The following is a 14,856-nucleotide window of genomic DNA, read 5'->3' on the forward strand; positions in this document are numbered from 1 at the left end:
CGCTGCTTTCGCGATCAATAGCGCCAAAATATTTGCCGGGTCTGCCCGTCATGTACGGGCAGACCCGAGAGATCGTGTTCAGACGAGGTTTGTCACAACGTTGACGTTGCCATGCGTTGCTTTGGAGTACGGGCAAATGCTGTGCGCGGCGTCGAGCAGTTCGCGAGCGATGACAGGATCGATGCCGGGTACGCTGACATTGAAACGGGCGCTCAGGAAATAGTTGCCGTCATCGACATTGAGATCGATCTCGGCATCGACCGCGATCCCGGCCGCGAGCTTGATCTGCCTCTGGGAGGCGGCAACTTCGATCGCGCCCATGTAGCAGGCCGACCAGGCGGCACCGAAGAGGTTTTCAGCGGCCGGATGCGGCTGCTTCATCTTGACGTCGAGAAAGCCGTCGCTGCTGCGAGCGCCGCCATCGCGGCCGTTGGTGTTGTGCGTCTTGCCAGTGAAGAGAACCTTATGGGTCATAGCGAATTTCCTGTCCTAGGTTTTGATGGATTGATCGTCTGCACCTTGTGCTGATCCAAGAGTTACGCTGCTGGGACAGGAACCGCACGTTAGGCGTTGTTAGACGTCAATAGTCGCGATTAACGACATCGGGAGCGTTGTGAGCGGCAAGATGGGAACCGCACCTCAGGGCAGTGCACCGCGAGCGGTCGCTGGCGTCGTCTTCGATGACCATCACTATCATCATCTAACAACGCCTAACGTGTGCATTCGACGGCCTCGGCGTACCCCTTAAAGCAGCACAGGGGTGCAGACGATCCGATTTACCGAGGAGAATGCTAATGACCGTAATCAAGATTGACGTTATCGACGAAGACCGCCGCCGCCTGCTGGGTGCCGTCGCATCCGGGATCGCCGTCCTGGGCACTGCGAGTTTGCTTCCCTCATATGCCAAGGCGGCGACGGGATCTGACACCATCCGCCCGTTTCAGGTGAACATTCCGCAAGCGGATCTGGACGACCTTCGCGCCCGCCTCGCCCGCACGCGGCTACCGGAAAAAGAGACCGTCGGCGACTTTACCCAAGGCGTACCGCTGAAGACGACCAAGCAGTTGCTGGATCACTGGCAGAACAAATATGACTGGCGAAAGGTCGAGGCCCGGATTAACGCCGTACCCAACTTCATTACGGAGATCGACGGGCTGGACATCCATTTCATTCATGTCCGCAGCAGGCACGAAAACGCACTGCCGCTGATCGTGACGCACGGTTGGCCGGGTTCGATCATCGAGCAGTTGAAGATCATCGGCCCACTGACCGACCCGACTGCCCACGGCGGAAGCGCTTCGGATGCATTCCATATCGTCATCCCGTCGATGCCGGGCTACGGATTCTCTGGCAAGCCTGAAGCGACGGGATGGGGACCGGAACGCATTGCCAGCGCCTGGACTACCCTGATGCGCCGTCTGGGCTACACCCAGTTTGTCGCACAGGGCGGCGATTGGGGTGCTGTCGTAACCGACATGATCGGCGTGCAGGCTCCTCCGGAACTGCTCGGCATCCATACCAACATGCCGGGCGCAATACCCGATGCCATCAACGGTGCAGCATTTTCCGGAGCCCCGACCCCAGCAGGTCTCTCGGATGAAGAAAAGCATTCGTATGATCAACTTGTCTTTTTCTACAAGCATGTTTCCTACGCATTCCTGATGGGAACGCGGCCGCAGACCCTCACCGGATTGACGGACTCCCCGATCGCACTTGCGACCTACATGCTCGATCACGACGGGGCGAGCCTGGAAATGATCGCCCGCTCTTTCGACGGGCAGGATGAAGGCCTCAGCCCCGACGATGTCCTCGACAATGTGACGCTGTTCTGGCTGACAAACACGGGCGTATCGGCCGCGCGCCTTTACTGGGAGAACAAGCTCGCATTCTTCGCCGCGAAGGGGGTCAAGGTGCCGGTCGCGGTCAGCGTCTTTCCGGACGAACTCTACCAGACGCCGCGCACCTGGGCTGAACAGGCGTACCCAAATCTCGTGCACTACAACAAGCTTCCAAAGGGCGGACACTTCGCAGCCTGGGAGCAGCCGAAGCTTTTTACCGACGAGGTGCGCGCCGGCTTCCGCAGCCTTCGCAAATCCGGCTGAACTGAAGCCTCGGCGCGTGCACTGTACGCGCCGAGTTTTCCAACGGGCGCTTGCCGCCCAAGGAACACATCCATGAACAAGATTTACACCGCCACGACCGAAACGACCGGGGGGCGCAACAACGGCGTCGTCCGCAGCACGGACGGCGTGCTCGATATCAGGCTCTCGGATCCCGCTTCGACCCAGATCGGCACCAATCCCGAACAGCTCATGGCAGCGGCATGGTCCGCGAGCTTCGCAAGCTCCGTGGCACAGGTCGCTCGGAAGACCGGAATGCCCCTCTCCGCCAATGTCAGAATCCATGCCGAAGTGGATCTGTCCTCGGACGACGACGACGAATTTGTCATTGGTGTTCGAATGGTCATTCAGCTTCCGGGAATGGAAGGTGACATCGCCGCCATGTTGATAGACGAAGCCCGCCGCGTCTGCCCGTTTTCGAGGGCCACACGAGGCAATATTCAGGTCGACTTCAATATCGTGTGAAGCGGCAATTGTCTCAGTAGACGATCATCCTCGATAGCGCGTCCTGGCCCATTGGAGTATAAGCGGCCAATCGGGCGGCTGGGGCGAGCGACATGAACAGTTTCGGCGACGCCAATGCCGACGACCTGACTTTCGGTCCCTTCCGCTTGAGCATCGGCCAGCGCCTGCTTGCGAAAGACGGTGTTGCAGTCGACCTGGGCGCCCGTGCGCTCGACTTGCTGATAGCCCTGACCCTTGCGCCCAATGTCGTCGTTGCCAAGAAAGATCTGATGTCGTGCGTCTGGCCGGATGTGATCGTCGACGAAGGCAGCCTTCGTTTTCACATGACCGGATTGAGGAAAGCGCTGGGCGACGGACAGGACGGCGCGCGCTATATCACCACGGTTGCCGGAAGGGGCTATTGTTTCGTAGCACCGATCTCGCGATCCAGCCGCCTGCGACCATCGTCCACCACTCCCGATTTCCGTCATGCCCTGTTGCCAGGCCGACTTGATCGAATGATCGGACGAGAGCAGGACGTTCTGCGCCTCGCGGAAAGGGTGATGACGTCGCGAATGGTCACCATCGTAGGCGTCGGCGGCGTCGGGAAGACCACGGTCGCCACTGCAGTCGCGCATCATCTCTCACCGACCTTCAACGGAGCTGTCCTGTTCGCCGATTACGGCATGTTGAGCGATCCGGGTCTGGTCGCGGCGGGGATCGCCTCGATGCTCGGCCTGCCCGTTGGATCCGAAGATGTCCGCCCCAGCCTGATCGCCTATCTCCGCGACAAGCAGATCCTGCTGATCCTCGATACCTGTGAGCACCTGATAGATGCCATTGCGGATCTCGCGGCAGCGATTGTCGACGCCGCTCCGCAGGTGTTTCTCCTCGCAACGAGCCGTGAAGCACTGAGAATCGAAGCTGAAAGCGTTTACCGCCTCGACACCCTCGCCTGCCCTCCAGATGATCCGGAACTTCCCACCGAGACAGTTCTCTCCTTTCCGGCCACGCGGCTGTTCATCGAACGCGCTGCGGCAAGCGGGGCGTCTCTTGAGCTCAGCGACCAGGACGTTCGCGTCGTAGCAAGCATCTGCCGGAAGCTCGACGGCATGGCGCTCGCACTGGAACTCGCCGCGCGCCGCGTCGAGAGCTATGGTCTCACCCAGACCGCCACGCTTCTCGATCGGCATTTGACACTCGGATGGACGGGATCTCGAACAGCACCGCCGCGACAAAAAACGCTGCAGGCAACGCTCGACTGGAGCTTCGGGCTCCTCACGGAGGTGGAACGCCTCGTACTTCGGCGACTGGCAGTCTTTGTCGGTGACTTCACACTTGATGCCGCACTGGAAGTGATTTCCACCTGCGAGATGCATCCGCCGTCCGTCTTCGAAGCGATCGACAATCTCGTTGCCAAATCATTGCTCGCAACCCATCCCCTCGGCGCGACGATGCGTTACCGCCTATTGGACACGACACGGGCCTATGCCCTGCAATCCCAGACCCAAGAGGATCAAGCCGGATCAGGTGCGCGCCACGCGATCTATTATCAACGTTGGCTCGAGCAATTCGGCCCGGATTGGCCGACGTTGTCGACAGGGCCTGAGCGGCTGCCGTATTTCGTAAGCATCAACAATGTGCGCACGGCACTGGAGTGGTGCTTCGGGGAACACGGCGACATCAACGTTGGCGTTAGGCTTGCGGCCGCGGCCGCATCGGTCTTCCAGATCATGTCGCTGCTTCCCGAGTGCCAGCGATGGTCGGAACGTGCCCTTCTCGCGCTGGATGACAAGTCGAAAGGCAGCGTCGAGGAGATGCACCTGCAAGCGGGTCTTGGAATTTCCCGAATGTACCTTCAAGGCGGCCGCGAAACCTCACAAGCCGCCCTCGTTCGCAGCCTGCAAATCGCGGAAGAGCGAGGCAGTGCGCTCGATCAATTGCGTATCTTGGGCCCGTTAAGCATGTTGAGCCTGCGCATCGGCGATTTCAATGCCGCCCTTCACTACGCGCGCCGTTGCTCTGCAATCGCCATGACGGTGGACGATCCTGCCACGGTTGAATTGGGTCGCTTTTTTCTCGGAAACTCGCTACATTTCACGGGCGATTTGGCCAACGCCAGGATTGAGCTCGAGGCGGCAGCGAGAAGCCAACCGCGGTCGCAAAGAACCCCTGCCAGTTATGTTGGCTTCGAAGGAAAACACCTCGCAGGCGGGATTCTGGCTCGAAACCTATGGCTCCAAGGCTATCCGGAGCAGGCTGACCTTCGGGCGCGCGAGGCGATCAGCGATGCAGCCAAGCTGGATCATTCCCTGACCCTGTGCATCGCGCTTCTGGGCGGCATTGCTGTCTTCCTGTGGCGCGACGACCTACCCAGTGCCGAAGAGCATATTGAATGGTTGATCTCGCGGGCAGGACTGCATTTCCTCTCACCGTACGTGTCCGTAGCTCAAGGTTTCCAGGGCGAAGTAGCCGTCCGCCGTGGAGACGTGAAAGCCGGGATCGAGACGATTCGTCGATGCATCGAGAAGCTTCATCTGGCGACCTACGAGGTGTTCACAACCATGCTAGAGATCGCACTCGTCAAGGGATTGGTGGCGATCGGTGAGTTCGACGAAGGCTTGACCAGGATCAACCGAACTATCGAGTCTGTCGAGAAAAATGGAGACCTGTGTTACCTGCCCGAACTGCTGCGCGTTAAGGCGAGATTGTTGTCATCGACGCATTCTTCAGATGAAGACGTTGAGGCGTGCCTGACGTTGGCGATCGGAAAAAGTGCAACCATGGGCGCCCGTGCCTGGGAGTTGCGGGCCGCAACCGATCTCGCTGCTCTCTGGCTTGATGATGGCCGGCTGCGTGAGGCGCGAATATTGTTGCAGCCAATTTTCGAGCGGTTTGATGAAGGTTCGGATACGACGGATGTCACGGCGGCGAGAGTATTATTGCAGAGGCTGTTATAGGTCACAGTGCAGGCAAGGTTGTTGTCGGCACTGAGGTGGCCAACGCACCGGCTTCGCGTTTGCATTCCATCGGCTGGCGCTCTTGACCATTGGATATCGATGAAACCACAGCAGCGAAATTTTATCGTCGAAGTGAAGTCGGGCCGTCGGCGTTCGGCAGTCCGACCAGCCTCTATTTGGGGTGATACCGATCTGAAGGCGCTGGTGCGGCCGATAGCGCAGCGCCGCATCTCTTCGCAGCTGTCGGTCAAACCGTCGAGCCTGCGCCGCGGCAGAGCGCCGGAGGCTGCGATCAAATCGGGGGCACAGTCAGTGGAACTCTACCGGTCGCCGGACCTGCAGCCGTGGCAGAAGAGGCTGTTGTCCTGCCGGCTCACTCCGAAGAGGCTTCGGGCTCGCTCGTAAACGCGATACTTCCGATAAAGGCGCAGCAGGTTCCGAAGCGTCCTCGTCCAACGCGCTTCGTGCGCACCCCACGAAGCAAGAAGGTGGCGACTGCCGTTCCAGTCGCGGTGGACGAGCTCGCTGCGCTCGAGGAAAACCGCAGACTGAAAGGGTTTCTGGCTCGGCGGGTTCGACAGGAGAATGCTCTGCTTCGAAAGATGCTTGAGCGGTTTGGCGCAAACTAAGACGCGCGCGCCTTCGCGTCGCTTCATCTTCAGGAAGTGCGGTAGGCGGCTCTCGGTTGGCCAACAACAGGTGGCGGACGCTTCTTGATGGGGGTCTGTTCGCTAGTGCCTCGACAGTCGCATAATGTATCGACGGGTACTTGGGCGTGGCCTTGACCGTGACCGAGCCATAGAAGCCGGGCTGAAAGCCAACGCTCAAGAATCTCAAACTCCGAAACTCGCAGAATGACTGCAACGGAACTATATTGCAGTCAATGAAGGCGATTGCGAGGGTCTGACTATGGCTATCCTCACAGTACGAAATGTACCTGATGAAGTGCACCGGGCTTTACGCGTCCGAGCGGCCATTCACGGCCGTAGTACAGAGGCGGAAGTCCGCGAGATTTTGGAACGTGCGGTAAAGCCCGAACAGCGTGTTCGCATCGGCGATGCCTTGGCCGAGTTGAGCGGGCGGCTTGGATTGACCAATGATGATTTCGAAGTGTTCGACCAGATGCGAGAGAAAGCGCCGGCGGAGCCAATGAGGTTTGAATGATCGTCCTGGACACGAATGTCGTCTCAGCCCCGGATTTGGCTGTACGCAATTGGTTGAATGACCAGGTAGCCGAAACCTTGTATCTGTCCAGTGTAACGCTGCCGGAGCTACTGTTTGGCATCGCTGCGCTACCGGAGGGCCGGCGCAAAAAGGCGTTGGCCGACACGCTTGATGGCCTGCGCGAACTGTTCGACGATCGCGTGTTGTCATTCGACACTGCGGCCGCTCGGCACTATGCGGACCTTGCGGCAACCGCGCGAGCAGGGGGGAAGGGATTCCCGACACCTGATGGATATATTGCGGCTATTGCAGCCTCCAAGGGATTTACAATCGCGACACGCGATACGAGTCTTGAGGCGGCATGAGTCCCCGTCGTCAATCCTTGGAACCACCTATAGACTCGCGATGGGGCGGGTCACGGGTTCAAATGAGTTCAAGGCGAAGGATCGAAACTCACCTCAGAGACCGCAATGGGTGGTGAGAAGTCGGCCATGGCCAGCACAAGGGACCGCCGAAATGCGGACGAAACTCTCATTCGAGCGAGGTGTTACCGTGCTGAAAGGAAGGCCGAAAGATTTGAAGCGCGTCTGCCACGAGGTCGGCGTTGCCACCCGCTATTTCACCATTCGTAAGTTGGCACCCATCCTCCAATCCAACTCGCGTAGACCAGCGCCGTTGATGCGCGCGGTTGACGAAGTGCCAAACAGTCGCGTCGAACCCGTGTAGTAGGACTGGTCGTAGGGTATTCGCCCGCTCAAGAACTTGCGCTATCCCATCCGCGATCGCGTCAGCCTTTCCAAGGTCCTGTTCTTCGATCTCGATGAGGATGCGGAAAGCTCGATGGCAACCCGGAAGCGTAACAAATCGCTCGGCATCCGCGACCGTGGCCAATCCCGCTTCGACGCCGACACCCATGCGGTGCAGCAACGCGATAACCGCTGGAGCATCCCGCTCGGAGATATTGACGGAGGCGTAGTCGGGCAGCTGCCGCCAAGCAGAGATGCAGTCTCGCGTCTGCTTCTCGTCGCGTTCTATCCACGCGCCCGTTGACACCCCGACAAGACTTCCCGGACAAGCGCGCCGCACGGCGTATATCGCCTCATCGACCGCCAGGAGGCTCTCACGTCCGTCCGGGCCGCAGGGGTGTATGTGAAGTTCGGCAGCCCCCACGGAGACGCACGCCGCACCGTCGAGGGCAATGGCATCCGCCGTGAGCGGTAGCCGCGGGTGATAGTCGCCAGGACGTGCACCGTTTAGGCAGGCTTGGACGATCATGTTGGTCTCCAGCATTTGTGAGGCCATGTTAGCTGTAGAGAGAAGGTCTGCAATGGGCTCATTCGAGCCGCTCATTGCGCCCCTCGCTGGCGACCGCTTGCGGTCGAAGGGAGCCGTTCGTCACGAGCCCCGTGCACGGCTTGTTGCGAGGTCTTCACGTTCTAAGCCAAAATGTCACAGCTATTTAAAGATGATACAAAGTAGTCAACTTAGAAACGCGACATCATCCTACCGTTTATTACTACGGATTCAAGTAAACATATTTGCATAATACGCAGACGCAAGCCGCCGTCCGGGCGGAGAAGCGTCAGAAATTGCGCGAGATCGAAGAGGCACTCGCGGCATCGGCACGGGAGGACGCTGGGCGGAGAAGATCGCCGCTTGGCTCGGTGGTTCGTGCGTGAGATCGTCTCTGATCGACCGACCGAAACTAATCACCGAACAGGATGGCGCCATAGTAGGTGGCGCCATGCAGGACATGGACGATGACCACCTTCGCGGTTTCGACGCGGTAGAAGATCAGGTAATTGCCATGAACGCGCCGGCGGGTACCATGGTGCTCGTAGCGCGGGACGAGGCCTAAGCCGTTCGGCCTATCGACGAGATCCTCTCACTTGCTCCGCAGCTCCCGCACGAATGAAAGGGCGCGTCGGGGATCGTCCGCAGCGATATAATCGGCGATCTGCTCAAGATCGCTTTCCGCCTCGTTGGAAAACTCAAGGATCATTCCGATTTTTCGACCTGATCAGCCATCGCACTGTATTTGGCCTCGAGTCGCACGAAAACGTCGCTCGCCGGCTTCGTTCGGCCCGCGTCGGCATCGGCAATTCCGCGCATCACGGAGGCATCCAGCGCGGCAAGCCGGGTCTCGCGGTCCTGGACCAGTCGCACACCTTCCCGCAGGACTTCGCTTTTCGAGCCATAACGACCTGTGTCGACGAGTTGCTGGATATAGCTTTCGAGCTGCTTTCCCAGATCGGCACTTATCATGCTGTACTCCATTGAATGTGATGGAGGTCAAGTTAGGCTGTTTATCAACTATTATTAATCCGCTTGGCGATCACCCGCATTCCCAATGCGTGAGGTCCGGGAGTTGCGGATCATAGATACGATCGTCGTTGCCAGCCTTGTCGACGCGTACACGCGGTACGCCATCGATGCCGATGCTCCAATTTTCCGCTTTACCCCCATTTTTGGCGAGAAGTTGCTTTCCTCCTCCATCCGGCCGAACCGTGTAGAGATCGACGAGGGCGGGGGGCACGGTCTTTGGAGATAATGAGGCTGCGACCCTCGCTGGTGCGGGGCTGATCGCAATCGCGCAGATACGTGAGAACGGGACATATCAAAGAATTTCCAAGCGGTATTTCGGCTTCGACATTTATGGAGACTGAGATCTGACCGCATCAGCGTGAACGACCTCTACCTGCTGCGTTTCGCCGACGAAGGAACTCCTGCACGACCTGACGTTTGAATTCAGCGCTAACTGCGGTGTTTTGCCTTTCCGAAAACCCGGTAGGCGGTCGATCCCTCATCTCTACTCCAAGGCGCGCACTCAACTCAAGACTGGGCCCCCGTGGGTGTTCTCGTCGACAGGCTTAAGATCGGATAATGTATCGAGGGGAACCGTTAGCCGACAGCTCCGTCGCTGAGTATTTCCATGTAGGCGCGATAGACGAATACCCGGCCACGCCGTCGACCTGTTGCTTCTTCAACGATCCCGAGCCTCTGGAGTTGCTCGAGAGCCGCGTTGACGGTCGGCATTGTCAGGTCACTCCGCTTCATTGCCGTGGTGGCGGTCAGATAAGGACTTGTGCGCATGGTTTCGTGGATCTGGAGGACCGATCCCGTACGCTCAGATTCTCTTATGATGCGTTCGCGGTCGCCGTCGAATAGTCGTGCGATTTGGTTGGCGGTCTCAAACGCTTGTTCCGCTGTTTCGGCGATTCCGTCAAGAAAGAACTCGAGCCAAGCTTCCCAAGTACCGTATTCGCGGACTTCCTGCAGCAGGCGGTAATAATCGGCTCTGCGGGATTTAAAATAGAGGCTGAGGTAAAGCAGGGGTTGTCGAAGTACTCCCGTGGCGCAAAGGAACAGCGTGATCAGGAGTCGACCGAGACGGCCGTTGCCGTCCAGGAAAGGGTGGATGGTCTCAAACTGAACGTGAATGAGCCCCGCTTTGATCAGAGGTGGAATGTCTGGCGTGTCCGAATGAACGAACCTCTCCCATTCCCCGAGGCAGCTCATGACTTCATTGGGAGGTGGGGGCACAAACATGGCGTTTCCCGGCCGAGTTCCACCGATCCAGTTCTGGGACTTGCGGAATTCGCCAGGGCTCTTCGTCCCACCGCGGCCGCTGTCCAACAATCGCTGATGCATCTGCCGAATAAGGCGCAGGGATAATGGTAGTTGTTCCAGGCGCTCGAGGCCGAACATCATGGGTGCTGACGTCAAATAGCACGGCGTCTTAATAAACGAAATGGCATTTTTGTTAATTAACGCATTCGCTTAATTAACGATAGGGCAATCGAAGCTGGTTCGAATCCCTTCAAGGCTGGAGACACATCGGCCCTGGGGCGGCATGTTGCCGGCTGCCGGTCGTCTCAGTCGGGTGGAGAGTTCGCGTTACTGCTCTTGATCGGAACGCCCGAGAAGCGCTCAACCGCGGATACTTGGCCAGTAGACCCGACCGTCTGCGAGGACACCCAACACGAAAAAAGGACATTAGAGTTCTTGCCGCCTAGGTCTGGGATTGACCCGAAGCGGTCATTCGCCTTTTCGAGCGTGAGGTTGGGAAGCTAGTTGAAGGAGCCGATCCATCTCGCGATGCGAGTGGAGCACGGCTACCGGAACATTCGGCCCGTAACGAGCTATTTGCTTGATGAAAATAGGTGCGTATTTTTTCTCGAAGTTCCAGATATAGGAGAGGAACTCGCGATTTGGCAGTAGCTCAGGACAACCATCAGCCATCGCTGGCCGAACGGAGCCGTAGAAACGAGAAACCCTCTTCAATAAGCCGAGGAGCGCGACCCATCGGGGAACACGCACCCACAGAACTAGATCAGTTTGCGGCAATCTGATGTCGAAGGAAGACGCTCCACTGCCGTCCATAACCCATCGGCTCCGATGGACCATATCAGCGATGATTTTTCTCTGTTCCCGCCGATCACGCTCTACCCAGCCAGGAAGCCACCGCACATCTCGGTCGAGTGATTGAAATTCTAGGCCAAATGACTCTGCAATCTTGGCGGAGAACGTTGTCTTGCCGCCACCAGAACATCCAATGACAAGAACGCGCCCGACTGTCGCCAAAAGGTTAGCGGTTTCAGTCAACGATACATATCGAGGCATGCAAACTCGCCTTGCCGAAAGTTAGACCAACATGCGTGCGTGAGTCCGCTTATGCATTTTCTTTAGCCGCTGCAATCAACAGTTTATGGAAAACAGGTTTAATCCAGACACCTCGCTTTCGGCTCGACGGCGCCAAACGCGGCTTCCGCTTTCCGGCATGGCAACTCGACCGGGATGGACGGCCCTATGCTGTACTCCCGAAGTTGCATGCGATTCTGGGCAGCGCATGTGGATTTACCGTTTCCTGATTACGCCGCATGGCGCTCTGGATGAGCGGACGGGGCTCGATGCGCTGAAACGCGGCCATGACGACGACATCCTTGCAGCGGCCGAAAGCGTTGCCCGCGGTGATTTTCGCTAAATGGCTGCAATCAAGCCGCCGGCGGGTTTTGAGCATTTTCTGCTCGAAATCGAAATCGTACCCGCTGGTCGCCAATTCGGACGCATTATGGAAGCGCCTTCGCCTAATCGCATCTACCAGTGCCAGGTACTCATAAAGTCGCTCGTCTTTCAAAGCGGCCTCCGGCACGCTTTTGAAAAGGGGATCGACCGCTTGACCCATCTCTCGTCCAGCGGAGTAGGGCCAGACGTAGTTATAGNGCCTAATCGCATCTACCAGTGCCAGGTACTCATAAAGTCGCTCGTCTTTCAAAGCGGCCTCCGGCACGCTTTTGAAAAGGGGATCGACCGCTTGACCCATCTCTCGTCCAGCGGAGCAGGGCCAGACGTAGTTATAGGTCCCGCCGCTGACGAGAAGCTCTTGAAGCATTGACGCTGCAAACGCCGTGGGGACGCCGCGTTGTATCGGCCCTACCTGTGCGGGAAACACGAATCTGAGGCCATGGGTGATGAACTCGAAAAGGTTTCGCCGATGTGGCCGTGGTTCATTGGTGCGACTGTCTTTCCGCGCGATCCCGGAAGCGACGCTTCTCTTGATCGACTGCGCNAAGCTCTTGAAGCATCGGCGCAGCAAACGCCGTGGGGACGCCGCGTTGTATCGGCCCTACCTGTGCGGGAAACACGAACCTAAGGCCATGGGTGATGAACTCGAAAAGGTTTCGCCGATGTGGCCGTGGTTCATTGGTGCGACTGTCTTTCCGCGCGATCCCGGAAGCGACGCTTCTCTTGATCGACTGCGCAATTTCGGATTTGCTAATCCCGAGCAGAGCTTCAAGATTTCGCACCGAATAAGGGTCGCCCCCGAGGGATTCAGATCGCGGTTGATCTGTACCCTTTGTGAGTTCCTGGCCTCGCAGGCTCAGTAGCTTCAGCAGTTGGCTCTTCATGGTGACCGTCCTCTGTCCTAGGACTGAGGACACTAAGCGCGAACTTTCCCGCTTTGTCAAAGCCAGAGTGGTCGAGAGGCTTTAAGCATTGACAAACAGGGCGCGTCACCGCGTTGGCTAATCTCCTTCCGAGCTGCCGGATCGCTGCCGACTGGAAACGTCGATAGTCGGTCGAGCCGGAGATGATGACGCGGCGTACCCAATCAAGGATCTCTTCGCGCTTGCTGAAGGGCGAACTGTTGAAATCATCCGGCAGGCGCTAGGCGAGGCGCCGCCGCTCGGCAGGGCTAACGTCGCTCTCGAGTCCAGACGCTGATCGCGACTGATGTGGCAGTCGTTCTTTAAAATATCCAGCAGGAAGCTGATAGCGTCCCGTTGACCGCGGGACGCGCGTGCCGTTCGTCCAACTGAGTAGCGTCTTATTGTCGAAGGTCGGATGGTCGTCGGCGACTGCGCGGTGGAGATGCCAGTACGTGTTACCGTGCCGGCGCATGTGGTAGTTCAGCGCTTCACGGAAATCTGACGGATTTTCAGGCCAATTGAACAGAAGAGCCGGATGTTCCTCGATCGCCCGTAGTGGGACGCTTGCCCTCGGCTGCGTCGACGGTGTGGTCGCGGTGTGCTCGGAGATTTGCTCGCCTTCACGTCAGATTCGCGGGTCGCGAACGGGGGCTTTCGATCGGTGGTGTAGGCGTGGGCCGGTCATGCTCGACTGGTCGTTCCTCATCGATCCAGCGGATGATCGCTTCGAGCCCGGATTGCAGGCCATTTTTGAGCGCGGAGGACATCTCCTCTTTTGACGCCTGGGAGAGTTACCTCGGCATTGCCGAAAATGGTGGATGGTGTTTCGCAAGGGTGGCTTCGGGCCACTGCGCGCTCGAGGCCACGGCTGACATGGATCTTTGCCGCATAGAGGACTTTGGATAGCTGATCCAATTTATGCTCCTCTAGGTTACATTAGGGAAGACGCTCGGCGTTAGCCGAGCGAACGTGGGTAACAGTCGTTTATTCGGGAGTAACCGCACGGGCTCCTGCGGAGGCAATCGCCTGTAGGACCTCTTCTGTAGAGATGATGGCGTTCGCATAATTCGGCATATTGATCTCTAAGGCGGCGCGCATCATCTCATCCGAATAATCGGCTACCGCGTCGTTTATGACAGTCACATCATATCCTAGCTCAGCCGCAAACCTGACGGTTGCCTCGATACATGTGTGCGCGATAAGCCCTATCACGATCACGCGCTGTATTCCGCGGCGCTTGAGCAGATTGTCGAGGTCGGTGTTTGCAAATCCGCTCGAGCACCAATGTTCCTGCGCGACGCTCTCGCCAGCGGCAGGCACGAATTCCGCCCTGAACTCACCGCCCCAGGTGCCGTATGAAAAGCTCTTTCGGTGCCAGGCGGCACGTTGGATGGGCGCGATGTATTTCCAGTCCTCGTAGTCGCCCTCGCGATAGCGATGATGCATGGCGAAGAAGACGGGCATCTTTACCTCGCGCGCCGCCTGCAGGATCTGCGCCATATGCTCGACGCAGTTGTTGGCTTCTGCGACGGACTGGATCCGGGGCCAGATCTTGCCGCCTTCGGAGATGAAGTCGTTGTAAGGGTCGACCACCAGCAGCCCTGTGTTGGTGACATCGAAGGGAACGGTCAGATGGGTCATTACGGGACTCCAGGATTCAGGCTGCCTTCGCGGGGGTCTGGCGAAGTGCGAAACGCTCGATGCTTGCTGCGAAAAGGGGGGTCTCGCCCTTGTTGTGCGCGATGGACATCGGCTGGCGCTGGGTCTTGAAGATTTCGAACGGAATGCCCTGGCGATCCAGCCCAGCGAGCATCTCGTCGGTAGCGAAGGACTGAACCCGGTTCGTGAATTCGCAGCGGTTCTTGTCCAGTGCCTTGACGCTAAGCTCCCAGGTCACATGAATGACAACGCGGCCCGTCGGGGTGAAAACGTCGGAGTCCGAGTCTAGGATCAGATGGGTCTTCTCGCCAAGTGTCTCGTGATAGTGTTGAACCATGAGGCTGCCGCCGATCGTCTCGACGTTGATGGACATCCGGGTGCCGTCCGGCGCAGTCGTGAAGCCAGCAGCGATATGAGCGGGCGAACATCCCTGGTATTCCTTTTCGGGCAGCGAAAAGCACCATGCCGGGATGTCGATCTTCTCGATCGGCGCGTTGATGATGGCGGTGAAGCTAGAGTCCACGATCTGATTTTCACGCATAGTCATTCTCCTTGTTCAGTTGGCGAGGATGAGAGGTC

The 14,856-nt window shown here is 58.2% G+C and carries 11 protein-coding genes and 5 pseudogenes; 6 read left to right on the plus strand and 10 right to left on the minus strand.

What is annotated here, in order from left to right; all coding sequences use genetic code 11:
* Nucleotides 1–78: 78 nt before the first annotated feature.
* A complete protein-coding gene (locus tag ASD03_RS20550) occupies nucleotides 79–474 on the minus strand; it encodes an Ohr family peroxiredoxin (protein WP_057215861.1) in 396 nt (131 codons plus the stop codon).
* Between the two features lie 320 nt (nucleotides 475–794).
* Between ASD03_RS20550 and ASD03_RS20555 the strand changes: the two genes are divergently transcribed.
* The 5 genes from ASD03_RS20555 (at nucleotide 795) to ASD03_RS20580 (ending at nucleotide 7,053) form a co-directional block, all read left to right on the plus strand.
* Entirely contained in the window at nucleotides 795–2,102 is a 1,308-nt protein-coding gene (locus ASD03_RS20555) for an epoxide hydrolase family protein (RefSeq protein ID WP_082555479.1), read from the plus strand.
* 72 nt (nucleotides 2,103–2,174) lie between these two features.
* On the plus strand, nucleotides 2,175–2,585 hold the full coding sequence (locus ASD03_RS20560; protein WP_057215867.1) for an Ohr family peroxiredoxin: 411 nt from the start codon (nucleotides 2,175–2,177) through the stop codon (nucleotides 2,583–2,585).
* 92 nt (nucleotides 2,586–2,677) lie between these two features.
* Nucleotides 2,678–5,524 carry a winged helix-turn-helix domain-containing protein gene (locus ASD03_RS20565; RefSeq protein WP_057215870.1) on the plus strand — a complete coding sequence of 949 codons (2,847 nt, stop codon included), beginning with the start codon at nucleotides 2,678–2,680 and terminating at the stop codon, nucleotides 5,522–5,524.
* Between the two features lie 909 nt (nucleotides 5,525–6,433).
* Nucleotides 6,434–6,688 carry a hypothetical protein gene (locus tag ASD03_RS20575; RefSeq protein WP_057210311.1) on the plus strand — a complete coding sequence of 85 codons (255 nt, stop codon included), beginning with the start codon at nucleotides 6,434–6,436 and terminating at the stop codon, nucleotides 6,686–6,688.
* Nucleotides 6,685–7,053, plus strand: coding sequence for a type II toxin-antitoxin system VapC family toxin (locus ASD03_RS20580; RefSeq protein WP_057215876.1), 369 nt, complete (start codon nucleotides 6,685–6,687; stop codon nucleotides 7,051–7,053). The genes ASD03_RS20575 and ASD03_RS20580 overlap by 4 nt, the downstream gene beginning before the upstream one ends.
* 166 nt (nucleotides 7,054–7,219) lie before the next feature.
* Here the strand turns inward: ASD03_RS20580 and ASD03_RS20585 are convergent, their stop codons facing one another.
* The 5 genes and pseudogenes from ASD03_RS20585 to ASD03_RS38000 form a co-directional block, all read right to left on the minus strand.
* A complete protein-coding gene (locus tag ASD03_RS20585) occupies nucleotides 7,220–7,963 on the minus strand; it encodes a 3-keto-5-aminohexanoate cleavage protein (protein WP_057216092.1) in 744 nt (247 codons plus the stop codon).
* Nucleotides 7,964–8,393: 430 nt separating this feature from the next.
* Nucleotides 8,394–8,690 (minus strand): annotated as a pseudogene (locus ASD03_RS20590) (type II toxin-antitoxin system RelE/ParE family toxin).
* Nucleotides 8,687–8,953, minus strand: coding sequence for a type II toxin-antitoxin system ParD family antitoxin (locus tag ASD03_RS20595; protein ID WP_057215879.1), 267 nt, complete (start codon nucleotides 8,951–8,953; stop codon nucleotides 8,687–8,689). The pseudogene ASD03_RS20590 and the gene ASD03_RS20595 overlap by 4 nt, the downstream one beginning before the upstream one ends.
* A gap of 636 nt (nucleotides 8,954–9,589) precedes the next feature.
* A pseudogene (locus ASD03_RS20605) lies at nucleotides 9,590–10,399 on the minus strand (Fic family protein); the annotation flags it as partial.
* Nucleotides 10,400–10,726: 327 nt separating this feature from the next.
* The gene (locus ASD03_RS38000; RefSeq protein ID WP_082557369.1) at nucleotides 10,727–11,311 is read right to left on the minus strand and encodes an AAA family ATPase; all 585 of its coding nucleotides are present in this window, start codon (nucleotides 11,309–11,311) and stop codon (nucleotides 10,727–10,729) included.
* A 122-nt stretch (nucleotides 11,312–11,433) separates the two neighbouring features.
* Here ASD03_RS38000 and ASD03_RS40665 point away from each other — a divergent pair.
* Nucleotides 11,434–11,672, plus strand: a pseudogene (locus tag ASD03_RS40665) (XRE family transcriptional regulator); the annotation flags it as partial.
* Between the two features lie 239 nt (nucleotides 11,673–11,911).
* On the opposite strand, the pseudogene ASD03_RS40670 reads toward ASD03_RS40665, so the two are convergent.
* The 4 genes and pseudogenes from ASD03_RS40670 to ASD03_RS20625 all read right to left on the minus strand — a co-directional run.
* Nucleotides 11,912–12,257, minus strand: a pseudogene (locus ASD03_RS40670) (hypothetical protein); the annotation flags it as partial.
* Between the two features lie 473 nt (nucleotides 12,258–12,730).
* A pseudogene (locus ASD03_RS40675) lies at nucleotides 12,731–13,090 on the minus strand (hypothetical protein); the annotation flags it as partial.
* Nucleotides 13,091–13,602: 512 nt separating this feature from the next.
* A complete protein-coding gene (locus ASD03_RS20620) occupies nucleotides 13,603–14,259 on the minus strand; it encodes an isochorismatase family cysteine hydrolase (protein WP_057215887.1) in 657 nt (218 codons plus the stop codon).
* Between the two features lie 16 nt (nucleotides 14,260–14,275).
* Entirely contained in the window at nucleotides 14,276–14,824 is a 549-nt protein-coding gene (locus ASD03_RS20625; protein WP_200954018.1) for a hypothetical protein, read from the minus strand.
* Nucleotides 14,825–14,856 lie beyond the last annotated feature (32 nt).

The sequence above is a fragment of the Ensifer sp. Root127 genome (genome assembly GCF_001425225.1).
Taxonomy (GTDB): Bacteria; Pseudomonadota; Alphaproteobacteria; order Rhizobiales; family Rhizobiaceae; genus Ensifer; species Ensifer canadensis.

Coding starts and splice junctions, on each gene's coding strand:
- ASD03_RS20550 (WP_057215861.1), bottom strand. CDS start 474: ATGACCCATAAGGTTCTCTTCACTGGCAAGACGCACAACACCAACGGC.
- ASD03_RS20555 (WP_082555479.1), top strand. CDS start 795: ATGACCGTAATCAAGATTGACGTTATCGACGAAGACCGCCGCCGCCTG.
- ASD03_RS20560 (WP_057215867.1), top strand. CDS start 2,175: ATGAACAAGATTTACACCGCCACGACCGAAACGACCGGGGGGCGCAAC.
- ASD03_RS20565 (WP_057215870.1), top strand. CDS start 2,678: ATGAACAGTTTCGGCGACGCCAATGCCGACGACCTGACTTTCGGTCCC.
- ASD03_RS20575 (WP_057210311.1), top strand. CDS start 6,434: ATGGCTATCCTCACAGTACGAAATGTACCTGATGAAGTGCACCGGGCT.
- ASD03_RS20580 (WP_057215876.1), top strand. CDS start 6,685: ATGATCGTCCTGGACACGAATGTCGTCTCAGCCCCGGATTTGGCTGTA.
- ASD03_RS20585 (WP_057216092.1), bottom strand. CDS start 7,963: ATGATCGTCCAAGCCTGCCTAAACGGTGCACGTCCTGGCGACTATCAC.
- ASD03_RS20595 (WP_057215879.1), bottom strand. CDS start 8,953: ATGATAAGTGCCGATCTGGGAAAGCAGCTCGAAAGCTATATCCAGCAA.
- ASD03_RS38000 (WP_082557369.1), bottom strand. CDS start 11,311: ATGCCTCGATATGTATCGTTGACTGAAACCGCTAACCTTTTGGCGACA.
- ASD03_RS20620 (WP_057215887.1), bottom strand. CDS start 14,259: ATGACCCATCTGACCGTTCCCTTCGATGTCACCAACACAGGGCTGCTG.
- ASD03_RS20625 (WP_200954018.1), bottom strand. CDS start 14,824: ATGACTATGCGTGAAAATCAGATCGTGGACTCTAGCTTCACCGCCATC.